Below are 525 nucleotides of genomic sequence, written 5' to 3' on the forward strand. Positions count from 1 at the left end.
TTATTGTTCCAAGCCAAGATGTAGGCAGCGAGAATGCGTTTGATTTACCAGCGGCAGAAGAAGCGCTCGCGAATGAAAACGGCATTGATATCTCTGAATTGCTAACCGGCGAGGAAGGTGATGATTCTGGTGAAACGGGTGGTAACGAACCAAGTGTTGGAGATGTTTCCATTGAGAACGCTCTTATCACTGACAATGGTGATGGTACTTACACCATTACACCGGAAGAGAACTTCAATGGTGAATTCTCGATTAGCTACAACGTAGACGATGGCAACGGTGGGGTTACTCCAGCGGAACTAGACGTGACCGTAACAGCAGTTAACGACCTTTCTGTAATTTACGACCACGACTACACCATTAATGAAGATGGTTCGCTGACCTTTACCGATGAACAGCTATTGGCTGGTGCAACGGATATTGATGGCGATGACCTTTCTGTCGAGTCGGTTAACTACGAAGGTACAGACGGTGTGTTCACGGATAACGGCGACGGTACTTATACCTTTGCTCCAAACGAGAACT

The 525-nt window shown here is 46.9% G+C and carries 1 protein-coding gene; it reads left to right on the forward strand.

Annotated features, from left to right (window positions below):
- Positions 1-525, forward strand: a 525-nt coding sequence (locus AB4486_RS25305; RefSeq protein WP_372119475.1) for a tandem-95 repeat protein, incomplete at both ends; no start/stop codon positions are given.

The sequence above is a fragment of the Vibrio sp. 10N.222.55.C6 genome (assembly GCF_041473395.1).
Taxonomy (GTDB): domain Bacteria; phylum Pseudomonadota; class Gammaproteobacteria; order Enterobacterales; family Vibrionaceae; genus Vibrio; species Vibrio crassostreae_C.